General features: G+C 40.4%; 20 protein-coding genes. 7 read left to right on the top strand and 13 right to left on the bottom strand.

Annotation, left to right across the window (positions count from 1 at the left end):
- Window positions 1-139 precede the first annotated feature (139 nt).
- The gene (locus tag GSQ84_RS28290) at window positions 140-922 is read left to right on the top strand and encodes a LuxR C-terminal-related transcriptional regulator (RefSeq protein WP_158800109.1); all 783 of its coding nucleotides are present in this window, start codon (window positions 140-142) and stop codon (window positions 920-922) included.
- A 123-nt stretch (window positions 923-1,045) separates the two neighbouring features.
- On the opposite strand, the gene GSQ84_RS25065 is transcribed toward GSQ84_RS28290, so the two are convergent.
- From GSQ84_RS25065 to GSQ84_RS25085, 5 genes are all read right to left on the bottom strand, one after another.
- The gene (locus GSQ84_RS25065; RefSeq protein WP_158800110.1) at window positions 1,046-2,224 is read right to left on the bottom strand and encodes an MFS transporter; all 1,179 of its coding nucleotides are present in this window, start codon (window positions 2,222-2,224) and stop codon (window positions 1,046-1,048) included.
- A gap of 21 nt (window positions 2,225-2,245) precedes the next feature.
- A complete protein-coding gene (locus GSQ84_RS25070; protein ID WP_158800111.1) occupies window positions 2,246-3,010 on the bottom strand; it encodes an SDR family NAD(P)-dependent oxidoreductase in 765 nt (254 codons plus the stop codon).
- 76 nt (window positions 3,011-3,086) lie between these two features.
- The gene (locus GSQ84_RS25075; RefSeq protein ID WP_158800112.1) at window positions 3,087-3,935 is read right to left on the bottom strand and encodes a helix-turn-helix domain-containing protein; all 849 of its coding nucleotides are present in this window, start codon (window positions 3,933-3,935) and stop codon (window positions 3,087-3,089) included.
- Window positions 3,936-4,102: 167 nt separating this feature from the next.
- Window positions 4,103-4,300: a helix-turn-helix domain-containing protein gene (locus GSQ84_RS28135; RefSeq protein ID WP_254070979.1), complete on the bottom strand. Its 198-nt coding sequence runs from the start codon at window positions 4,298-4,300 to the stop codon at window positions 4,103-4,105.
- Between the two features lie 68 nt (window positions 4,301-4,368).
- Complete coding sequence (locus GSQ84_RS25085; RefSeq protein ID WP_158800113.1) at window positions 4,369-4,734, bottom strand: helix-turn-helix domain-containing protein; 366 nt, start codon at window positions 4,732-4,734, stop codon at window positions 4,369-4,371.
- A gap of 308 nt (window positions 4,735-5,042) precedes the next feature.
- On the opposite strand from GSQ84_RS25085, the gene GSQ84_RS25090 reads away from it, so the two are divergent.
- Window positions 5,043-5,837, top strand: a complete 795-nt coding sequence (locus GSQ84_RS25090; protein WP_158800114.1) for an SDR family oxidoreductase — start codon at window positions 5,043-5,045, stop codon at window positions 5,835-5,837.
- Between the two features lie 161 nt (window positions 5,838-5,998).
- Here GSQ84_RS25090 and GSQ84_RS25095 read toward each other — a convergent pair whose 3' ends face one another.
- From GSQ84_RS25095 to GSQ84_RS25110, 4 genes are all read right to left on the bottom strand, one after another.
- A complete protein-coding gene (locus GSQ84_RS25095; protein ID WP_158800115.1) occupies window positions 5,999-6,823 on the bottom strand; it encodes a siderophore-interacting protein in 825 nt (274 codons plus the stop codon).
- A gap of 106 nt (window positions 6,824-6,929) precedes the next feature.
- Window positions 6,930-7,664 (bottom strand): SDR family oxidoreductase, encoded by a 735-nt coding sequence (locus tag GSQ84_RS25100; protein WP_158800116.1) that lies wholly within the window; start codon window positions 7,662-7,664, stop codon window positions 6,930-6,932.
- A 110-nt stretch (window positions 7,665-7,774) separates the two neighbouring features.
- Window positions 7,775-8,656: a helix-turn-helix domain-containing protein gene (locus GSQ84_RS25105; RefSeq protein ID WP_158800117.1), complete on the bottom strand. Its 882-nt coding sequence runs from the start codon at window positions 8,654-8,656 to the stop codon at window positions 7,775-7,777.
- Between the two features lie 29 nt (window positions 8,657-8,685).
- Entirely contained in the window at window positions 8,686-9,069 is a 384-nt protein-coding gene (locus tag GSQ84_RS25110) for a helix-turn-helix domain-containing protein (RefSeq protein WP_158800118.1), read from the bottom strand.
- Window positions 9,070-9,180: 111 nt separating this feature from the next.
- Between GSQ84_RS25110 and GSQ84_RS25115 the strand changes: the two genes are divergently transcribed.
- Window positions 9,181-9,879, top strand: a complete 699-nt coding sequence (locus tag GSQ84_RS25115; protein WP_158800119.1) for a nitroreductase family protein — start codon at window positions 9,181-9,183, stop codon at window positions 9,877-9,879.
- A gap of 165 nt (window positions 9,880-10,044) precedes the next feature.
- Here the strand turns inward: GSQ84_RS25115 and GSQ84_RS25120 are convergent, their stop codons facing one another.
- From GSQ84_RS25120 to GSQ84_RS25130, 3 genes are all read right to left on the bottom strand, one after another.
- Window positions 10,045-10,968, bottom strand: coding sequence for an AraC family transcriptional regulator (locus GSQ84_RS25120; RefSeq protein ID WP_158800120.1), 924 nt, complete (start codon window positions 10,966-10,968; stop codon window positions 10,045-10,047).
- A 113-nt stretch (window positions 10,969-11,081) separates the two neighbouring features.
- Window positions 11,082-11,858 (bottom strand): SDR family NAD(P)-dependent oxidoreductase, encoded by a 777-nt coding sequence (locus GSQ84_RS25125; RefSeq protein ID WP_158800121.1) that lies wholly within the window; start codon window positions 11,856-11,858, stop codon window positions 11,082-11,084.
- Between the two features lie 119 nt (window positions 11,859-11,977).
- On the bottom strand, window positions 11,978-12,346 hold the full coding sequence (locus GSQ84_RS25130) for a helix-turn-helix domain-containing protein (RefSeq protein ID WP_158800122.1): 369 nt from the start codon (window positions 12,344-12,346) through the stop codon (window positions 11,978-11,980).
- A 163-nt stretch (window positions 12,347-12,509) separates the two neighbouring features.
- Between GSQ84_RS25130 and GSQ84_RS25135 the strand changes: the two genes are divergently transcribed.
- The 4 genes from GSQ84_RS25135 (at window position 12,510) to GSQ84_RS25150 (ending at window position 18,486) form a co-directional block, all read left to right on the top strand.
- Window positions 12,510-13,499 carry an MBL fold metallo-hydrolase gene (locus tag GSQ84_RS25135; protein ID WP_174238694.1) on the top strand — a complete coding sequence of 330 codons (990 nt, stop codon included), beginning with the start codon at window positions 12,510-12,512 and terminating at the stop codon, window positions 13,497-13,499.
- Between the two features lie 25 nt (window positions 13,500-13,524).
- Complete coding sequence (locus GSQ84_RS25140; RefSeq protein WP_254070980.1) at window positions 13,525-14,949, top strand: M28 family peptidase; 1,425 nt, start codon at window positions 13,525-13,527, stop codon at window positions 14,947-14,949.
- Between the two features lie 88 nt (window positions 14,950-15,037).
- On the top strand, window positions 15,038-15,550 hold the full coding sequence (locus tag GSQ84_RS25145; RefSeq protein WP_158800123.1) for a GNAT family N-acetyltransferase: 513 nt from the start codon (window positions 15,038-15,040) through the stop codon (window positions 15,548-15,550).
- A 419-nt stretch (window positions 15,551-15,969) separates the two neighbouring features.
- Window positions 15,970-18,486, top strand: coding sequence for a beta-L-arabinofuranosidase domain-containing protein (locus GSQ84_RS25150; RefSeq protein ID WP_158800124.1), 2,517 nt, complete (start codon window positions 15,970-15,972; stop codon window positions 18,484-18,486).
- 108 nt (window positions 18,487-18,594) lie between these two features.
- Here GSQ84_RS25150 and GSQ84_RS25155 read toward each other — a convergent pair whose 3' ends face one another.
- The gene (locus tag GSQ84_RS25155) at window positions 18,595-19,593 is read right to left on the bottom strand and encodes a YhdH/YhfP family quinone oxidoreductase (protein WP_158800125.1); all 999 of its coding nucleotides are present in this window, start codon (window positions 19,591-19,593) and stop codon (window positions 18,595-18,597) included.
- Window positions 19,594-19,663: the final 70 nt, after the last annotated feature.

Below are 19,663 nucleotides of genomic sequence, written 5' to 3' on the forward strand. Positions count from 1 at the left end.
AGATATGTATGAGCGTGTTAAATGTTTAATTGATAGTGTTTTATGCTTTCAAAAATATTTCAGCCGATTATTTCTTACAATAGGACTTTAGCCCTATTATTGCAAAATATTATACATCAATAAACCACCCCAATAAAAAATGCGGGACGATAAAAACAGAACCTGGTTAAACTATTTGAACAACTTAAATGTTGAATCGACTCAGCTTGAAAAACGCAAAATGTTGGGCTTCGATGGTTTTTTTGGTTCTGATGTAATGATGAATCCTTTTTTTCGCAGCCATATGCCCTATACATATATTTTAGATTACACTCAAAGTAGATATATCACGATGGCCGAGAACTTTGCCGGATATAAATCTGAATGTTTTCTAAAGCTTGGCTTGGACCATACGCTTGAAATCATTCATCCTCAGCATCTAAATCTATTCAACAAAGAAATTTTCCCTGAGCGGTTAACTATTTTAAAGGGTATGGCTCCTGATCAGCATAACAATTACGTATTTTCATATACTTTACAAGTAAAAAACAGTGAGGGAGGTTTTAGTAAATTCTTACAAAGAAATTGCTTCATATCAGATGATTTTGGCAATCCACTGTATAGTATGGGAATGCTAATAGATATTACTGATCATCACTTTGACAACCGGATCATCCAAACTGTACAACGATTAGACCAACCAGCAAATCAGTATTTCGAAAGGAAGGTTTTTTATTTGAATAAAGAAGATAAGCTGCTTTCAAAAAGGGAGATTGAAATCTTATTATTAACCAGTGCAGGGCTCAGCAATAAACAAATTGGTGAAAAACTTTATATTTCGGAAAAAACGGTAAAAGCGCATAAGAGTAATATGCAAGATAAAACAGGTTGTCCAAATGGATTCGCCCTTGTTAGATATGCCTGTAAAACTGGTCTTATTTAAATATCTCTTCTACGTAGGAAAAGACTGAATACTCAAACATATCTGATACATCTAAATTTAAAAAAAATGACCACTGTTTTGTGGTCACTTTCTTAACTTGGAATTAGTTATTTCATTCCAAAATCATCGGTTTTTATTATATAATAATATAAAAGCAGCCAGCGAACAACTGATGGCACCAAATATATAAACCGCTTGATAACTATACCAGCCTGCTATTAGTCCTGCCGCTGGTCCTGCAAGTCCTAATGAAAGATCGAAAAAAGCTGCAAAGGCACCTAATGCTGTTCCACGCATTTGTGGCTGTACTTTTTTTATCGCCAATACGCCCAAAGCAGGAAATATCAATGAAAATCCCACTCCTGTGAGCGCACACCCAACAATCGCCATTGTTGCTGTTGTAGAAAAGCCGATTAACAATTGACCGGCAACCTCAATAACCAGTGACACCAGTGCAATCTTATATCCGCCAAATCGATCCGTAAATGAGGAGAAAAATACCCTTGTGAGTATATAAAATCCTCCGAAAGCCATAAAGGCCATAGAGGGATTGCCCCAGTTTCTTCCGGCAAAAAACAACGAGATAAAGGAAGATATGCAGGCAAATCCGATAGAAGAAAATGCCAATCCTAAACCTTGCCCGGCAATCATACGTATCACCTTGTAAAATGGAGTCAGGACGTGTGAGGTATCAACTGGCAGGGCAGGTAATTTAGCTGTTGAAATCCAGCTGATGACGGACAGCAGGATAATCAAGGCAAATACATAGGTTATTCCAAACATGCTTTCCATCCATATGGCTAAAGGTGCACCTACAGCAATCCCTGCATACATGGCAATGCCATTCCAGGTCATTACTTTGCCCGATTTTTGCGCCCCAACCAAGCCTATACCCCAAGTTAATGCCCCGGTAATGGACAAGCTTTCTGATATACCGTGAATCATCCTCGCCAGTATGGTCAGTCCCAGGGCCAGCAAAACACTGTGGCTGGAAAATGCAGCTGCGATATATATAATACCAGATAATATGATAAGCAAGATTCCGCTATGGTTACTTTTTTTTGCACCTTTTGTGTCGGTCAACTTGCCGGAATAAGCTCTTGTAAATAAAGTGGCTATGGATTGCAAACCGATAATGATCCCGACGGTAAGGGTGCCAAATTTTAAATCGTTTTTCACAAAGCCCGGTAGTACACCCAATGTCATCCCAATCGTCAGGTAAACGCCGAAAACTGAGATGATAATTGGCGTTATGATTTTGGCAAAACTATTGGTAGGGCTGTTAATATTGATCGTATTCATTTAATTTTTCTTGTTTGATAATTATAAATTCATGCCGCCTGAAACCTCAATGCGCTGTGCTGTGATCCAGCGGGCATCGTCAGAACATAAAAATGCAACCACACCACCTATATCTTCGGGAACGCCTACACGTCCTAATGAAGTCATAGCAGTTACATTAGCGTTATACTGTGGATTATCCCTGATAACACCTCCTGCAAAGTCGGTTGCAATGGGACCCGGTGCAATCGCATTTACCCTGATGCCTCTTACTGCCAGTTCTTTTGCCTCGTAACGCGTCAGCGTTTCAACAGCGCCCTTCACGGCTGCGTAAGCTGAATATCCCGGCATATAAGCCTGCGATAAGCGGCTGGATAGGTTGACGATGCCACCATGATCATTGAGGTATGGTAAGGCGTATTGAGTGAAAGAATAAACACCTTTGAATTGAATGTTCATCAACTGGTCAAACTGATCTTCAGTAGTGATCGCGAAGGGGGCATTGAAACCAAACCCTGCGTTATTGACCAGATAATCGAAATGGCTTGAATTAAAATTTTCTTTCAAAGTTTCTTTGAGACTTTCGAAAAAATCAGGGAATGTTGCAACTTTATCTGCACTTAACTGAATTACTACTGCCATGACGCCCGCTTTTATTACGTCTTCAGCAACTTGCAGAGCCTCCTGTTTTTTAGTGTGGTAGGTGATGATTACATCAAAACCTTTGTCAGCTAACTTTAGTGCGATGTTTTTACCTAAGCCACGGCTCCCACCAGTAACCAGGGCTATTTTGTTTTTTTGTGTCATTTTGTTTCGTATGATTAACTATTTTACGAATACAAAATTAGAAGGAAGGAAATCTGAAAAGATGGCTGTTCAATGGTTATGATTGGACAAACAATGGTTTTGAGTTTCGAAAGTCCAGGGCTGTCATCCCTGTATTCTTTTTGAAAAAGCGTGAAAAGTAAGCATGGTCGTCATAACCCAACTCATAAGCGACCTGCTTAACGTCAAGAGTACTATAATACAAAATTCGCTTAGCTTCCAGTAAAATCTCCTGGGTGATCCAATAACTGGCAGAAAATCCGGTAATCTCTTTCACGATCTGATTAAGATAAAGGGGAGTGATGTGTAGCAATGATGCGTAAGCTTTAACCTGCTTTATTTGTTTGCGTTTTGCACTTACCGTTCGCTTAAAGCGGATAACAGTATTGTATTTTTGTCCGCCTATTAGATTTAAGGATTGTTTCGACTGGACAATTTGTAAAGCAATCAGTCCTGTTAAACTTTCTATCAGGGAATTGATGATTGTTTTTTGCAACGGGATGGAGGACTTTTTAAGCAGATTTTCCAATATAGGTAGCATGCTAAAAGAGGCATGATCATTTTGAACGCTTACCGATTGTTGCGTATTCAAATAAGTATCAAATATATCACGGTATTGGCCGGATATCACTTCGTTATCAACAAACACCAGCCAGCCCTCGCATTGGTCGTAATTTAGATAATGATGCACCTGGCCAGGTGCTAAAAAACATAAAGAAGGACCAGATAAGCTTACTGTTTTAAAATCCAATTCCCATAAAAAAAAGCCTTTTTGCTGGATAATGAACATGTAGTGGTCATCCCGGTGAGGAGTTTGCGGTATTTGTTTTAACTCGCTGAAAGATTTGATTTCTACGCCCCTGGATTTCAGTTCGTCCTTATGTACTATAATAGCAGAGCTTTTCATTGAACTTCTTGATAATTTAGTTGCTGTAAATGCAAATATGGTGAAAAACATTGTTTTCTCTAACCCATTTCCCAAAAGTGATCCATTTCCGGTAAATTAGCTAGCCGCAGGTTGAAACGTTGAAGTAAGGCCTCTAAAACTAATTTTTGCCAATACAGGGGGAACTGTTACAGTAAACTCAACGTCATTTCGGTAACAGAAGGCATTTCTTTGCGGAGTTCGTTATATCTTTTTGCCTCGTCCTTTAGATGGTAAAGAATGACTGCTTTCCATTTTCCGCCCACCAAATCCATAGTCATGCTCACCGTACAAGGATAAGTTTCCCCTTTCAGTTTTACATAATCGCCAATACATTCCGTTTTCATCCTGCAATTTTTTAACCTATCCATTTGGATAGTTATTGCAAAACTATTCCAGTAACAAGTTCGTTTATTTATTTGTCTTCCGTTAAAACAGGATTCCACGACGAGCGTTTCAAAGGATCTTCCATTTGAACTCCCCAGTCAAACATTGCTTTTAAAACTGGTATAAGGGTTTTTCCTAAGGTGCTCAATTCATACTCAACCCGTGGGGGCTTTTCGCTATAGCTGTGGCGGATGATCAACCCATCCTCTTCCAGTTCTCTTAATTGCATGGTCAAAATTTTTCTGGATATATCAGGCATCTGCACCGTTAATTTACCAAAACGGACGCTGCCACCAATTAACCTGATTAAAATGATAGGTTTCCATTTTCCACCTATATATCCCACAGTACGGACTACCGCGCAGTTGTGGGGGTTATTTCTCTCTTTTCTCATTAGTTACATTTATGATACCACTAATCGCCTTTAGTTACCTTATTGAAACCACTAATTCACTAAACTTACCAGTGAGGGTTTATTTCTTTTAGTTCCTTTGTGAAACAAAAGTAAATTAAATAAATATGGATATACGGATCCAATTTACCAGGATGAATTAAAATGATAAATAAACTGTCAAACGTAATATCGATAAGTCATCATAAACCGGTTTTAGGAACTCTTGAATATGATAAAACCGATGAAAATAGGCTGATGACAACTTGCTTTATAACCGATAAATATCAATTCTAAAACAATATATTAAAATGGAAAATCAACAAGAATTAAATAGAGATCTCGCAGGCAAAATTGCACTTGTAACAGGTGGAACTAAAGGTATTGGGAAAGCTATTGCAGATAGATTAGCGCTGGCCGGAGCCAGGGTTATTGTAACGGCTAGAAACCATCCCGGAGAAATAGAAATGCAACATCATTTTATTGCGGCAGACACATCAGATGCTAAAAGTGTTGCCGGGGTAGTAAAAGAGATCAATGAACAATTTGGAGGGGTAGATATACTGGTCAATAACATGGGTGCAAATACCTTTCCCGGTGGAGGATTTAGTACGCTCACAGATGAACATTGGGACCAGGCACTGCAGGTAAACCTGTTGTCTTCAGTACGTATGGACAGGGCTTTATTGCCTAAGATGCTGCAACAAAAAAGCGGTGTGATTATTCATATCTCCTCAACCAGCGGAATGCTGCCAATATGGGAATCTACCATGGCCTATAGCTCGGCTAAGGCTGCGCTGAATGCCTATAGTAAAGCATTGTCTACCGAAGTTGCTCCACAGGGCGTAAGGGTAGTAACGGTTTCCCCGGGATTAAACAAAACCCAGGCAATGGCTATCTTCCTGGAAGATTTAGCTAAAAATGCGGGCATTACCGTTGAGGAGATGACCCAAAACCTAATGGCAAGACTTGGCGGAGTACCGATGGGAAGAATGGCAGAACCTGAAGAGACGGCAGAATTAGTTTATTTCCTGGTTTCTCCAAAGGCTTCTTTTATAACCGGAGCAAATTATGTTATTGATGGAGGAAATTTCCCGATTGTTTAATGTTCGCTAAGCAGCCCAGCGATGAAAATCAGGTATACAAAACCTCTTTAATCTTCTATGAGGATTTGTATACCTGAATTTTTAATAAACTAGCCCGACGCCGCTGCATTTGCTATAAAACCTTTTGCAACAAGTTCCTTTGCTCATATTTAAACCATAAATTATTGAGCAAGCCTGATTTTGGAATAGTTGTCTTCGCTTAGCCCTGCTTTCCAGTAAACAGTAGCGTGTAATTCTTCGCGGTTTAACTCAAGCTCCTCCGCCGCATATCTACGCATCACTTTTACCATTTGATCTTCACCGGCAATCCAGATATATCTTGATCTTAGCATGGGGTTTGGCAGTACAATTTTTTTGACCGCATTTAATATCAGTTGTGATTGTTCTGGTGGTATGCCATTGCGGATCAACCAGCGTATTTCAATAGCGCTGTCAGTTCTAATGTGAAATTTATCTGCCTCAGTTTCCACTTCTAAAAAGGCGAAACCGATTGTTTCAGCAGGCAGAACTTCCAGCATTGCCGAAATAGCGGGTATCGCTGTCTCGTCTCCTGCAAATAAATAACAATCTGATTTCTCCTGTGTTTTCCCCGATTTTTTTAATCCAATCCCCAAATAATCGCCAACAGAAGCATTTCCTGCCCATGCGGATGCAGGACCGGTATCACCGTGAAGTACAAATTCGACATCTAAAATTCCGTTTACTCGGTCTATATTTCGCACCGTATACGTACGGATATAAGGCTTATCTTCTTCATCCGCCCAGATGGCTCTTCCTGATGATACATCTGGCAGAACAGCTCGCGAATTTTTATTTAATGGAATAAAAACTTTAAAATGAGTGCCAGGAGCTATAGGTCCAATTTCTTTGAGCAGCTCATGTTTAACGCTAATTCTTCTTAAATGGGTTGCTGTATCTCTTATGGCACAGACAATAGCATTCATACAGATTGATTGTGGTTTTTGTATTTTATCTGATGGTGTCATAATGTATATTTGAATACAGCAAAGAAACGTGCTTTTCAACGCCTATAAAATGGCGGTATCGGCGGAATGATAGGACTATTTGCGGTATTGTTCGCGCGGTTGTTGTTTACCAGGGACAGTTTGATTCAGGGAAATATTCCTCACTGAAAAATTTTCCGGTTGGTCCATCCTGATCAATTAACGCATACTTTGCAATACGTTGTCCTGCCTCTTCCACAGTACTTGTACCTTGTTGGTTGGTGAAATCGGTTTTAGTATAACCAGGACAAACTGCATTCACTTTGAAGGAGGTATCACGAAGATCGTAAGCAAGATTGACCGTGTACATATTCAATGCCGCTTTACTCGATTGGTATACAGCCATTTTATTATCATAACCTGAAACAGAAGGATCTGCTGCGAGGGTAAGTGACGCCATAGCGGTGCTCACGTTTACAATTCGAGGCTCGTCTGACTTTTTCAATAGGTCAATAAAAGCCTGTGTTACACCAATTACGCCGAATACATTGGTAGCAAATACTGTTTTAAACTGATCGACCGTTCCATTGAGTGCTGATTGCGGAAAGCCTCCCGAGATACCTGCATTATTGACCAGGACATCCAGGACATCAGATTTTTTACCAATTGTTTTACGGGCACTATTGATCGATCCCTGATCGGTCACATCAAGCTGTATGGCTTCAATATTTTCAATTCCCTTAGTCCTGAGTTTTTCCACTGCCGCTAAACCGCTTTCGAGGTTACGGCAACCTATATAAACTAAAAATCCTTTTTGAGCAAGTATTTTTGCTACTTCTAAGCCAATACCTTTGTTGGCACCTGTTATTAATGCTGTTTTCATTTGATTTGTTTTTAGCGGTCATGAAATTGAAGGTTTCATTTAACCACATTTGTTAAATTAATGAAAGTAAAAGTAGGCGGTGGAAAAATAGCGGAAAGGGACTAATCTTATTAATTATGGGACAAATCATTGAGCGATGAAAGGTAACTGCTCACACTTTTACCGGTGCTTTTTTTAAAGGCACGTGAAAAATAGCCGGGATCATTAAAACCCAGTTCATAAGCGAGTTCCTTTACCGAAAGTTTGGAGTACTGCAGTTTTCGCTGGGCCTCCAGCATCAGGCGGTTTGTCATCCATTCTTTTGGCGATACACCAGAAAATTCTTTTACCACACTATAAAGGCTTGTAGTGGTCATTGCCAATTTTTCTGCAATAGACTGTACATCATGCTGATCAGTCAGATGTGTTTCAACAGCGAGTTTAAACGCAATATATTTCGATATTTTATTATTGGAAAATGTGTCATCGATCCCTTGCTGCTGAAAGTAAGCGCTGTTAATCTCCGTCAATAAGGTATTCAAATGCGCAAGGATAATTTCACTGTGCTGCTGTTTTGATGAAGAATGCAACAGATCAAACAGGATAGAAAAAACTGTTTTAACCCGCTCTTTAGATACCGGATCAAAGGCTATCGTGTTTATGTTATATGGATTAACTAAAAAATGATAGGTGTTTGGCAGAAGTGCTAAAGTATTCTCATCAAATACAACTTTAAAAGACTTTTCATCCTCATTTTTAGGATAATTACTGAAAATCTGGTTCGGCAAAGCAAAAAGCATTTGTCCATCGGCAACGATACTGTCTTGTAAGTCTACCCTGTAAGTGCTTGTGCCTTGATACACAAATACAAAACAGTAGAAAGACAGTTTATATGGATTTAGGAATATCTGCAATACCTCGTTTGGTAAGGCGATCTTACAATCGTCGTTTACTGTGATCGCCAGTTTATCGTGATGTTTTATTTTGTCCAGTATTCCTCTTGTTTCCTGCATTGCGGTTTTTTATGAAATGATACAGCGGCTTACTTATTCACCTGGGAAATTCTATTGGAATTAATAATCCGCTCTCTATGTTCTAATCCCCAATCTGCAATGTTATCGGTTAGGATTTTTAAAGACAGGCCGTGTGCTGTTACATCGTAACTTACAGCTAAAGGTTTGGTTGAGGCAACGGTTCTGCTAATGAGTCCATTTGTTTCTAAATCCTGCAATTCCCGGCTGAGCATTTTTCCGGATATTCCATTGATATCTTTTAATAACTCTGAATACCGCATAGGTTTATACAACAGGCGGGACAAGATGGAGATTTTCCATTTACCGTTCAGGATGTCCATTGTGTCATCAATGGCCCTGATTCTTTTTGAACAATCTTCTAATGATGGATATTCAGGATTCACGTTTTCCATATACAATCTGGTTACTTTAATGTCACTTAGGTTATTCAAATGTCACAGTTACTTTTTGTCACAAAGTTACTTTTTTAATGTGATGATCCTAACTTTGAAAAAAAATAATATATGAGCTTACTCGAAAATTTACACTGGCGTTATGCTACCAAAAAAATGAATGGTACAGCGGTGCCTAAAGAAAAATTAGACTATATTTTGGAAGCTGCCCGTATGGCACCATCTTCCTCCGGCTTACAGCAATATAAAGTTATTGTGATCTCTGATCAGGCCCTGTTAGAAAAAATTAAAGACGTTGCTTATAACCAAAGCCAGATTGCAGATTGTTCGCATCTCCTGGTTTTTGCTGCCTGGGATGAATATACAGAGGAAAGAATTTCAAATGTATTCAACTATATCATGGATGAGCGTAACTTGCCTCACAGCACAATGGACGGGTATAAAAATACGATATTAGATCTGTACGCAACGAAAGGTAAGGAGTGGCAGGCACACCACGCAGCGAAACAAAGTTACATTTCTTTTGCGATGGCGATTGCCGCAGCAGCAGAACAAAAGGTAGATGCTACACCGATAGAAGGATTTCTTCCTGAAAAGTTAGATGAACTTCTAAAATTAAAAGGTACCGGTTACAAGAGCACCGTAATTTTGCCATTGGGTTATAGGGAAGAGGATAACGACTGGTTATTAAATATGAAAAAAGTGCGCATGCCTACAGAAAGTTTCATCACAGAAATGACTTTAGCAGATGCAGCAGATACGGCTGAGCTGCCAATGGACATTAACCTTGATGTTTTCATTCAAAAATAATCTGGTGTAAAACTAAAAGCAGGAGGCTAATTAACGAATTTATTGGCCTCTTCCTTTTAGTTTTTCTACTTGATAGGTAAGAAATCAAAAGGAGATATTCGTGAAAGCAGTTTAACCTGGGCATTCTATTGATACAATGCCTATCAAGGCATAATAGGTAAATATTTAAGAATTAAAAGACCGTCTGAATGCCAGTGGTGAAAGTTTTGTTTTTGTCTTGAACAGTGTGCTGAACGACTGCGGGTGTTCAAAACCCAACTCGTAGGCAACTTCACTTACAGACAAATTAGTGGTTGATAATTTCTCTTTTGCCTTTTCTATTAGTTTATAATGTATATGTTGTTGTGCATTTTGTCCAGTCATGGAACGGAGCATATCACTTAAGTAACCTGGTGATATATTCATTTTTTCAGAAATGTATTGAACGGTTGGTACGCCGTGTTTTAACGACTTTTCACCTGCAAAGTACTCATCTAAAATTTCTTCCAGTTTTTGTAACAGATCATTGCTTACAGCTTTGCGGGTGATGAACTGACGTTTATAAAAACGGTTTGCATAATTTAATAATAATTCGATCTGGGAAATAATTACGTCCTGGCTAAAATCGTCTATTCTGCTGTCCAGCTCTTCTTCGATTATGGTAGAAATAGAAAGGATAGTTGTCTTTTCTTTATCGGAAAGATGCAATACCTCATGCGCAGCATAAGTAAAGAAGGTATATTCTTTGATTTTCTTTGCTAATGGATAAGTCAGGAAGAAATCGGGATGGATAAACAAAGTAAAACCGCTGTAGTCTAAGTTTTTTTCCTGGGTTCCTGTTAATTGATTTGGCGAAACAAAAAATAATCCTCCTTCATCAAAATCATAGAAATGCTGACCATATTTAAATTTCCCCTGAAGATTGGGTTTATACGAGATCTTATAAAAAGACAAAATGAATTGGTCGGGGAATGTATTACCAGGCCTAAGTTTGCCATCCGTATTGCGGATTAAACTAATCAAGGGGTGCAAAGGCTTTGGTAAGCCCAGCACCCGATGAAAGTCGGATAACGATTCAAATTTATGCGGAACTTCTGCTTCTTTTTTCATGCGCAGGCGATTGTGTTAGAAGTAGTATTCTTTTTTTATTTTCTTCCAGCTGTCTTTGGCGGAATTATCTATGATGATGGTTTCCTCTTACAAGATATAGCCTGGCGGTGGTATTACCAAGGGATATGTGTATTTTCCCAGCGCGTGAATGTACCGGTTGGACCATCTGGACCAAGCAACGCTACGCGTACCACTTCACGTGAACCGTCTTCTACAGATTCTATACCTGCAAATCCATTAAGGTTAGTACTCGTAAAGGCAGGGGAGACTAAATTGATCTTGATAGAGGTAGATTCCAGCTCTACCATCATGGCAAGCGTCATCGCATTGAGTGCAGCTTTTGACGCAGGATAAATGGGGCCGTATATTGCGTGGTAGGGGTAAGCAGGGTCGGCATTTGTGGTCAGCGAGCCAACGCCACTCGACACGTTGACGATACGGGCGTCTGAAGACCCACGCAGCAATGGCAGCATGGCCTGATAAACAGCCAGAACGCCAAATACGTTGGTTTCCCAAACCGCGCGTACCTCATCTAGTGAAGCATTGCTCGCACGGGAGATCTTAAAATATTCCTCCATAGATAAATTACCCTTTTGAGTATTCGAAATGGCGGCATTATTAACGAGCAGGTCGAGACGGCCAAACTTTTTGCCAATGTATGCTGCTGCAGCGGCAATTGAAACCCGATCCGTTACGTCAAGTTGTAACGCGATGGCGCCTGGGCCGATTTCCTTAGCTGCGGCTTCGCCTTTCCCGAAATCGCGTGATCCAACCAATACTGTGTGGCCATTCGCCATCAGTTCCTTTGCTACCTGCAAACCAACACCCTGATTGGCTCCGGTTACTAAGGCAATTCGTTTGTCAAGGTTAGTTTTATTCTGATGTGCCATAAGATTATTTTTAATTTGATTGTAACCAAATGTCAACAAAGGCTGCCTTGCACTTGTAAGCTAATTGAGGATTTTTGTAGGCAAAATGAGAAATCCACTACATGACCTTTAGCAGGTCACTACGAAACATTCTTTAATGCAGTAACCTTGGGCATGTTTTGTGGCTGATCAAGATATTGTGAACCCCAGTCGTCCATGGTACGGATTACAGGTAACAATGAATTTCCCAGGTCTGTTAGAAAATATTCAACCTTTGGCGGAAGCTCCGCATAGACCGTCCGCGTAATCACCCCGTGTTCTTCCAATTCTTTAAGTTGTTGGTTGAGCACTCTTCGGCTGGCTTTTTTATTGAGCCTTTGTATTTCACTGGGTCTTCTAAAACCACGGCTGATGTTATGTATCAGGCATGGTTTCCATTTACCGCCAATTACTTCCATGATCATTGCCATTCCGCAATCCAGGTCTTTAGGGATTTTCCTTTCGTACATATGCTGCTGTTGAAGATGTAAAAGTAATTATTAGTTTTTATAGAAGGTATAGGGATAATTTTCGCCCTATATGATAATGAAGTACGTACTTGATACAGCGTACCTATCATCACACCTTTGCATACGACCTGTTAGCAATGGAGATAGCAGATCGCTTAACAATATGAACAATTCAATATATTTTACAAAGATTTTAAAACCCCTTTTTACGGTTGCAGTTATTGCGGGGATGGCAACAACAGCCAACGCACAGCAGTCAGTTTCTAATCCACTTGCTCAGTCAGGATACTATCATATGGGCCTGGGTGATTTTGAAATCATTGCACTCTCGGATGGAACCATACCACAGGAGCTGGACAAACTTTTAACGAATACTACACCGCAGGAAATTAATAAGTTAGTTGCAAATAATTACCAGCAAAGTACTGTTGAAGTTTCTGTCAATGCTTATCTGATCAAAACGAAGGATAGGTTAATTTTAGTCGATGCCGGAACCGCTGAATTATACGGTCCGACACTTGGACATTTAAGCGAAAGCATAAAAAGGGCTGGTTATTCGCCGGAGCAGGTAGATGTGGTTCTAATTACCCATATACATACCGATCATACCGGTGGGCTGATGGATGGAAACAGGCTGGTTTTTCCAAATGCAACGGTATACATCAGTAAGGTAGAAGCTGATTTCTGGCTAAGCCCTGAAAATTATAAAAAGGCAGCAGAAGGAATGAAAAAGTACTTTGTTGAAGCAACTACCAAGGTAGGCCCTTATATGAACGCAGGTAAAGTAAAAACCTATACCTATGGCCACGAGCTTTTTCCGGGAATAACGCCGATTGCAAGTCCTGGCCACACACCCGGACACAGCTTTTATGCGGTAGAAAGTAAAGGTCAGAAAATAGTTTTCTGGGGCGATATTATACACTCCTCAGCTGTTCAGTTTCCAGACCCGGCTGTAACAATCGTTTATGATATAGATCCGAAGGCTGCTGCCGCTTCCCGTAAAAAAGCATTTGCAGAAGCAGCAAAAGAAGGATACTGGGTTGCAGGAGATCACCTTTCCTTTCCGGGAATTGGACATGTCCGTACAGAAAAAGATGGGAATGGCTATAGATGGGTTCCTATAAATTACAGTACTTATTCATTGGGTCAGTAGTATCTGAATTTTTTTATTCTATCCTATGAAAGATAGCAATTACAACATTGTGCATCAATTCCTGTTGACCCTTACAGTAAACAAGAAGTTGATGTTAACTGTACTGACATTGTTAATTACAGTGGTCACTGTTTCGGCACAGGTGGTATTTCCAGATGATTCTGCACAGATACGGCATCTTTATAACGAAGCTCTTGATCACGGGCAGAGCTACGAAAACCTGCGCTACCTAACCAGTCATATTGGTGCCCGTTTAAGTGGTTCGCCCCAGGCGGAAAAGGCGGTACTGTGGGCTAAACTGAAAATGGATGCACTTGGGCTCGACCATGTTTACCTGCAAGAGGTGATGGTGCCGCATTGGATAAGAGGAGCAAAGGAAAAAGCTGCTATAGTTATAACTGGCGAACCAAAAATCAGTATGGATGTATGTGCATTAGGCGGTTCAATTGCCACCGCAGGTAAATTGCGTGCGCAAGTGGTTGAGGTGAGATCATGGAAAGAACTTGATGAAAAGGATGTTAAGGGCAAGATTGTATTCTTTAACCGCGCGATGAACCCCGAAGAACTGGAAACTTTTAAGGCCTATCTTGATGCAAATGATCAACGTTCTACAGGCGCAGTGGAAGCAGCTAAACGAGGTGCCATTGGAACATTGGTCAGGTCATTGACCTTGTCAAAAGATAATCTGCCTCACACCGGTGCGATGAGTTACGATGATAAGATCGCTAAAATACCATCTGCTGCAATTAGTACCAATAGTGCGGATAAATTAAGCAGTGAATTAAAGTTAAGCCCAAACCTGACGGTTGAACTCGAAATGGGCTGTGAGCAGTTACCCGATGTGAAATCTTATAACGTCATTGGTGAAATCAGAGGTTCGAAATATCCCGAAGAAATCATTACCGTAGGCGCTCACATTGATTCATGGGACCTTGCAGAAGCCGCCAGTGATGATGGATCCGGCTTTGTACAAACCATTGAAGTGATGCGTATCATCAAAGCAATGGGTATACATCCTGAACGGACTATTCGGGCGATATTATACATTAATGAAGAAAATGGCAACAGAGGTGGTTTAAAGTATGCAGAAACTGCAAAACTTGCCGGCGAAAATCATCTTGCTGTTATTGAACAGGATGCTGGTGGTTTTATGCCCAAAGGATTTCGTATAGAGGCAAGCCCGCAGGTGGTTGCACATATGCAGTTATGGCAACGGCTGCTTCAACCTTATCAGCTGCATATTTTAGCCTTTAAGCAAAGAGGAATAGATATAGTGCCTATGAAAAACATCGCAAAAGCATTGATTAGTGTAGAATGCGAAGATCAGCGTTTTTTTGATATCCACCATAGTGCAGCCGACACATTTGATAAGATCAGCAGAAGAGAGCTGGAGCTTGGCGGGGCGAGTATGGTAACCCTGGTTTATCTGATCGATAAGTATGGGCTGTAATCTATAAATAAATTCTATTTATTTATAGTTGAATATTTGTTGTATCCTTTGTAGGTTTGCGCTTTAAATTATAACACCACCTTTAATAATGACGATTATAAAAGCAATACCATCAGATGTAACGGAAATTACGAATTTGGTTAACAGTGCCTATAGGGGAGAAACTTCGAGGCTGGGTTGGACTTCTGAGGATGAACTCCTCGATGGTCCAAGGATTGATGAACAAACGATTAAATCCTTTTTTGATAATGAAGAGGTTACAATTCTTAAACAACTAGATGATACAGGTAAAATAGTTGGTACCGTTTATCTTGAAATTAAAGGTTCAAAATTGTATTTAGGCATGTTGTGCGTATCGCCAGAGCTACAAAATAACAGAACCGGAAGAGCAATATTGGAGGAAGCTGAAAAGTATGCGAAACAACACCAGTGTTCGGTAATTATGATCACAGTACTCAGTGCAAGAATCGAGTTGGTGAACTGGTATGAACGCAGGGGATTTGTGAAGTCTGGTGAAAAGCATCCTTTTCCCGCTGATGCAAATGTGGGAACACCTAAACAATTTCTGGAATTAATAGAAATGTTAAAAACTATTCAATAAAGGGTTTTCAATTATTTGTTGCCTTTATGCCCGGACTACTGAAATTGGTCCGGGTTTTGTTTTTTTTAATAGCTAAAGCTTGAAAAAAAATATCTTCAAACATATGTTAGATAGCTATTCTTTTTTTTAAACCACGACTGGGGTTGTTCAATATTTGAGTTAAATTGGTAAGATGCCGGAAATAATAGTTGTAGCTATAGTTAATACCGATCGGGTAAGGGATCTTACACCTACACATTCAATATCGTGGTCTGATGGGGAGCAAGACCCTAAATATAGAGAAGTTTTAAAGCTGGAGCAACCTTATATTCCAGATCTTTCCAAATCATTAGAAACTTGGATTAAGAAATAGAGTATATTTAGTTTTCATTCCCATACTTCATGTATGCTTTGAAATATTATTTTTTTATAAAAAACTTATGAGATCATACCACCTTTTAGTGCTGCCAGCCATTTTATTTGTGAATGTTGCCATTGCTCAAAAGATCAGTACGGCTAACTACACTTTTGACCGTGCCCCGCTGAAACAGGATGTGTATGTTCAGCTGCCTTTAGGCAGTATTAAAGCGAAGGGATGGCTTCTAAAGCAACTGGAATTGCAAAAAGATGGTTTTACTGGCCACGCTGAGGAACTTTATCCCGGAGATAATGAGCTGGGGAAAAATTCAGACTGGATAGGTGGTAAAGGCAACAGCTGGGAAAAATTGCCCTATTACGTAAAAGGCCTGGTGGCACTGGCTTACACGATGGATGATGCTGACCTGAAAGCAAAAGCAGAAAAATGGATAGATTATACATTGGATCACCAACAGGCGAACGGTTTGTTCGGGCCTGCTAATATGAAAGATTGGTGGCCGCGCATGCCTTTTATGTATGCTGCGCAAAGTTATTATGAGGCTACTAACGATAAGCGTGTGATACCCTTTCTGACCAAATATTTAAAATACGAGCTGGATAATTTAGATGAAGACCCACTAAAAGAGTGGAGCAAGGCCCGTGCTGGCGATAATATGGAGATAGCCCTATGGGTGTATAACAAGACCGGTGATAAATACCTGCTGGAGCTGGTCAACAAATTAAAAGAACAGGCTTATCCCTGGGCAGATATTTTCAATAATGGCCAGTTCGCTTATTACGGTGCTGATTTTCATCCAAAACATATGGTAAATGTGGCCCAGGCACTGAAATTTCCAGCGGTGTATGCACAAGTAGATCCGTCACCAAAGTATATGGATGCGATGGAGAATGGTATAGATCATATCATGGAATATGCCGGTCAGCCGGAGGGCATTGGTGCAGGAACTGAGTTTATGTCAGGCCGTAGTTCTGTTGAAGGGGTGGAAACCTGTGCAGTGGTAGAATGGATGCAAAGTTTGGAGACTGGTGCGCGTATTATACATCAGTCAACCCTGGGCGATCAATTGGAGAAACTAGCCTTTAATGCGCTGCCCGCCCAATTTAGCCGAGACCTTAAAAATCATACTTATTATACCTATCCTAACCAGGTGCAAAGCGTATACGGGCCACATGGTTTTAATCAGGATTATAGTAATGGTATTGTGCCAAGCCCATATTCAGGTTTCCCATGCTGTCGTTACAATATGCACATGGGCTGGCCTTATTTTGTAAAGAACAGCTGGATGGCTACGCCGGATGGCGGCCTGGCCGTTAACGCTTATGCTCCAATGGAAGTATCCGCCAGGGTAGCACAAAACATCCCTGTGAAGATCACCGAGGATACCAATTACCCTTTTGATGAACAGATCAATCTGAGTATATCCCTGCAAAGAACAGCGGTATTTGTTTTGCGGTTACGTATCCCTGCCTGGTGTCTAAAGCCTGTGATAAAAGTGAACGGCAAATCAATAGAAGGTGTAAAAGCCGGCGAAATATTTGCCCTTAACCGTGCCTGGAAGAATGGTGATCGCGTAACGTTAAGTTTCCCGATGCATATTACTATCCAACCGCAACTCAGCAATGCTGTAAGTATTGAACGCGGTCCACTGGTTTATGCTTTAAAGATAACGCCTAACCAGAAGAACGTTAAGGAATACCCGGTTAAAGGTTTCTTTGAAACTGAAATAACCCCGGCATCGCCATGGAATTATGGCTTGTTGCTAGGCAGCGGCACACTGGATCAAAATATTACTGTAGTTAAAAACCCGATATCAGCCAATCCTTTTATGCAGGCTGAAACTCCCGTGCAGCTAAAAGTTAAAGCAAAACAAATTCCATCATGGACTATGGATTACCGCGGTACGGCAGCTTTTGACGTTCCGTTTGGTCCGGTATCGTCCAATGAGAAAACCGAGGAAGTGACCCTGGTGCCTTACGGATCAGAAAGTTTACGCCTGAGTATTCTTCCCGTCATCGGCACACCAGATTATAAGACAAAAACTTACACACAAACTTTTGATCACAATACAGCCGATGGGCTGATTAATTACGGTGGCATTTGGTTTTGCAAAGATAACGCCATCCATGCCGGGGTTAATGAAGATGGTGGTTCTGGCGGTAACGGTACCAAAGTAATTGCTACCGGAACTCATTTTGCAGACCTGCTTTATAGTGCCGATGTTATGATCAGCACGGCCGGCGATGCTGGCCTGGTATTCAGGGTATCTGATCCCGCCATTGGTGCCGATGCGTATAAAGGTTATTATGTGGGTTTAAATGCTACTTCCGGATTTATAGAACTGGGCAAGGCGAGCAATAATAAATGGGTGCCTATAGCCAGGGCTAACTATCCCCTTAAATTAGCACAAACATACACGCTAAAGGTGAAAGCTGTAGGCAGCAAGTTCGAAGTGTTTATAAATGGGAGTGATAAACCCGCCATTAGTGCTACTGATGATGAATACAAGACAGGTAGCATTGGCTTGCGTGCATACAAGGCTTTAGCTACTATAGATAATATGCAGATAAGCGGGCTCTAAACTTAGGTGATATCTAATTTAGTGTACCCGCTATATATTGTTATCTGATTGTTTAATTTAATTATTGTGAATCTTTCGATCTGATACGCTGCAAGGGTGACAAACATTTTAGTGATTATGTCTTACAACATACCTGCCTTTAGCTTTTCCATTGATAATGTTTTTTAGTGTTTCAGGAAGCTGCTCTAAAGAAATTTCCTCAATCAGCTCACTTAAATTTGCAGGTTTCCATTCTTCACTTAGCAGGTTCCAAATTTGCTGTTTAATGTTTACAGGCTGTTCTACAGAATCAATTCCGATTAACTTTACACCCCTGAGAATAAATGGGAATATGCTGGTGGAAAGTTCTGTTGAGGCGACAAGGCCGCAACAGGTGACCACACCATTATATTTGGAAGATTTTAGTATAGCCGATAATATATTCCCGCCTACGGTATCTATTCCCCCTGCAAACTCTGTGGCTGACAAAGGTTTTGTATTATATTTTTCTACAAATTCCTGCCTCGATATGGATGATGACGCGCCCAATGTGCGCGTAAGAAAAATTGGTTCATCTTTGCCGGATATAGCTACAACTTCATAACCTAATTTGGATAAAACAGCAACTGATATACTTCCTACACCACCTGTGGCCCCGCTTACAGCTATTTTACCACTATCAGGCTTCACATTTGAATTGATAAGATGATATACCGACAATCCAGCTGTTAGACCTGCTGTACCAAAACTCATGGCCTCAAGTGGAGAAAGGTTTTCAGGAAGTTTTGCTATCCAGGAAGCAGGTACACTGATGTATCCACCAAAGCCACCCCAGGTATTCATACCTAAATCGTAGCCAGTTACCAATACGTCGTCGCCTGGTTGGAATTGGACTACCATAGAAGAAACAACCGTGCCCACAGCATCAATTCCCGGGATATGCGGGAACTTTCGCGTAACACCCTTATTGCCTGAAGCTGATAATGCATCTTTATAGTTTACAGATGAATAACTTACCTTAATTAATACTTCGTTTTTTGGCAATTCGGGAGTTGATATTGTTTCTACTGCCAGATCAAATTTTCCGTCATTTTCTCTTACTATAAGCGCTTTGAAAAGTGTTTCCATCTTTGTTTTTTTGATAAATTTGAAGAATAAAATTTTAAGAAACAATAACTTACATTCCATTCACTTGCTG

It is taken from the genome of Pedobacter sp. L105 (assembly GCF_009765875.1).
GTDB lineage: Bacteria > Bacteroidota > Bacteroidia > Sphingobacteriales > Sphingobacteriaceae > Pedobacter.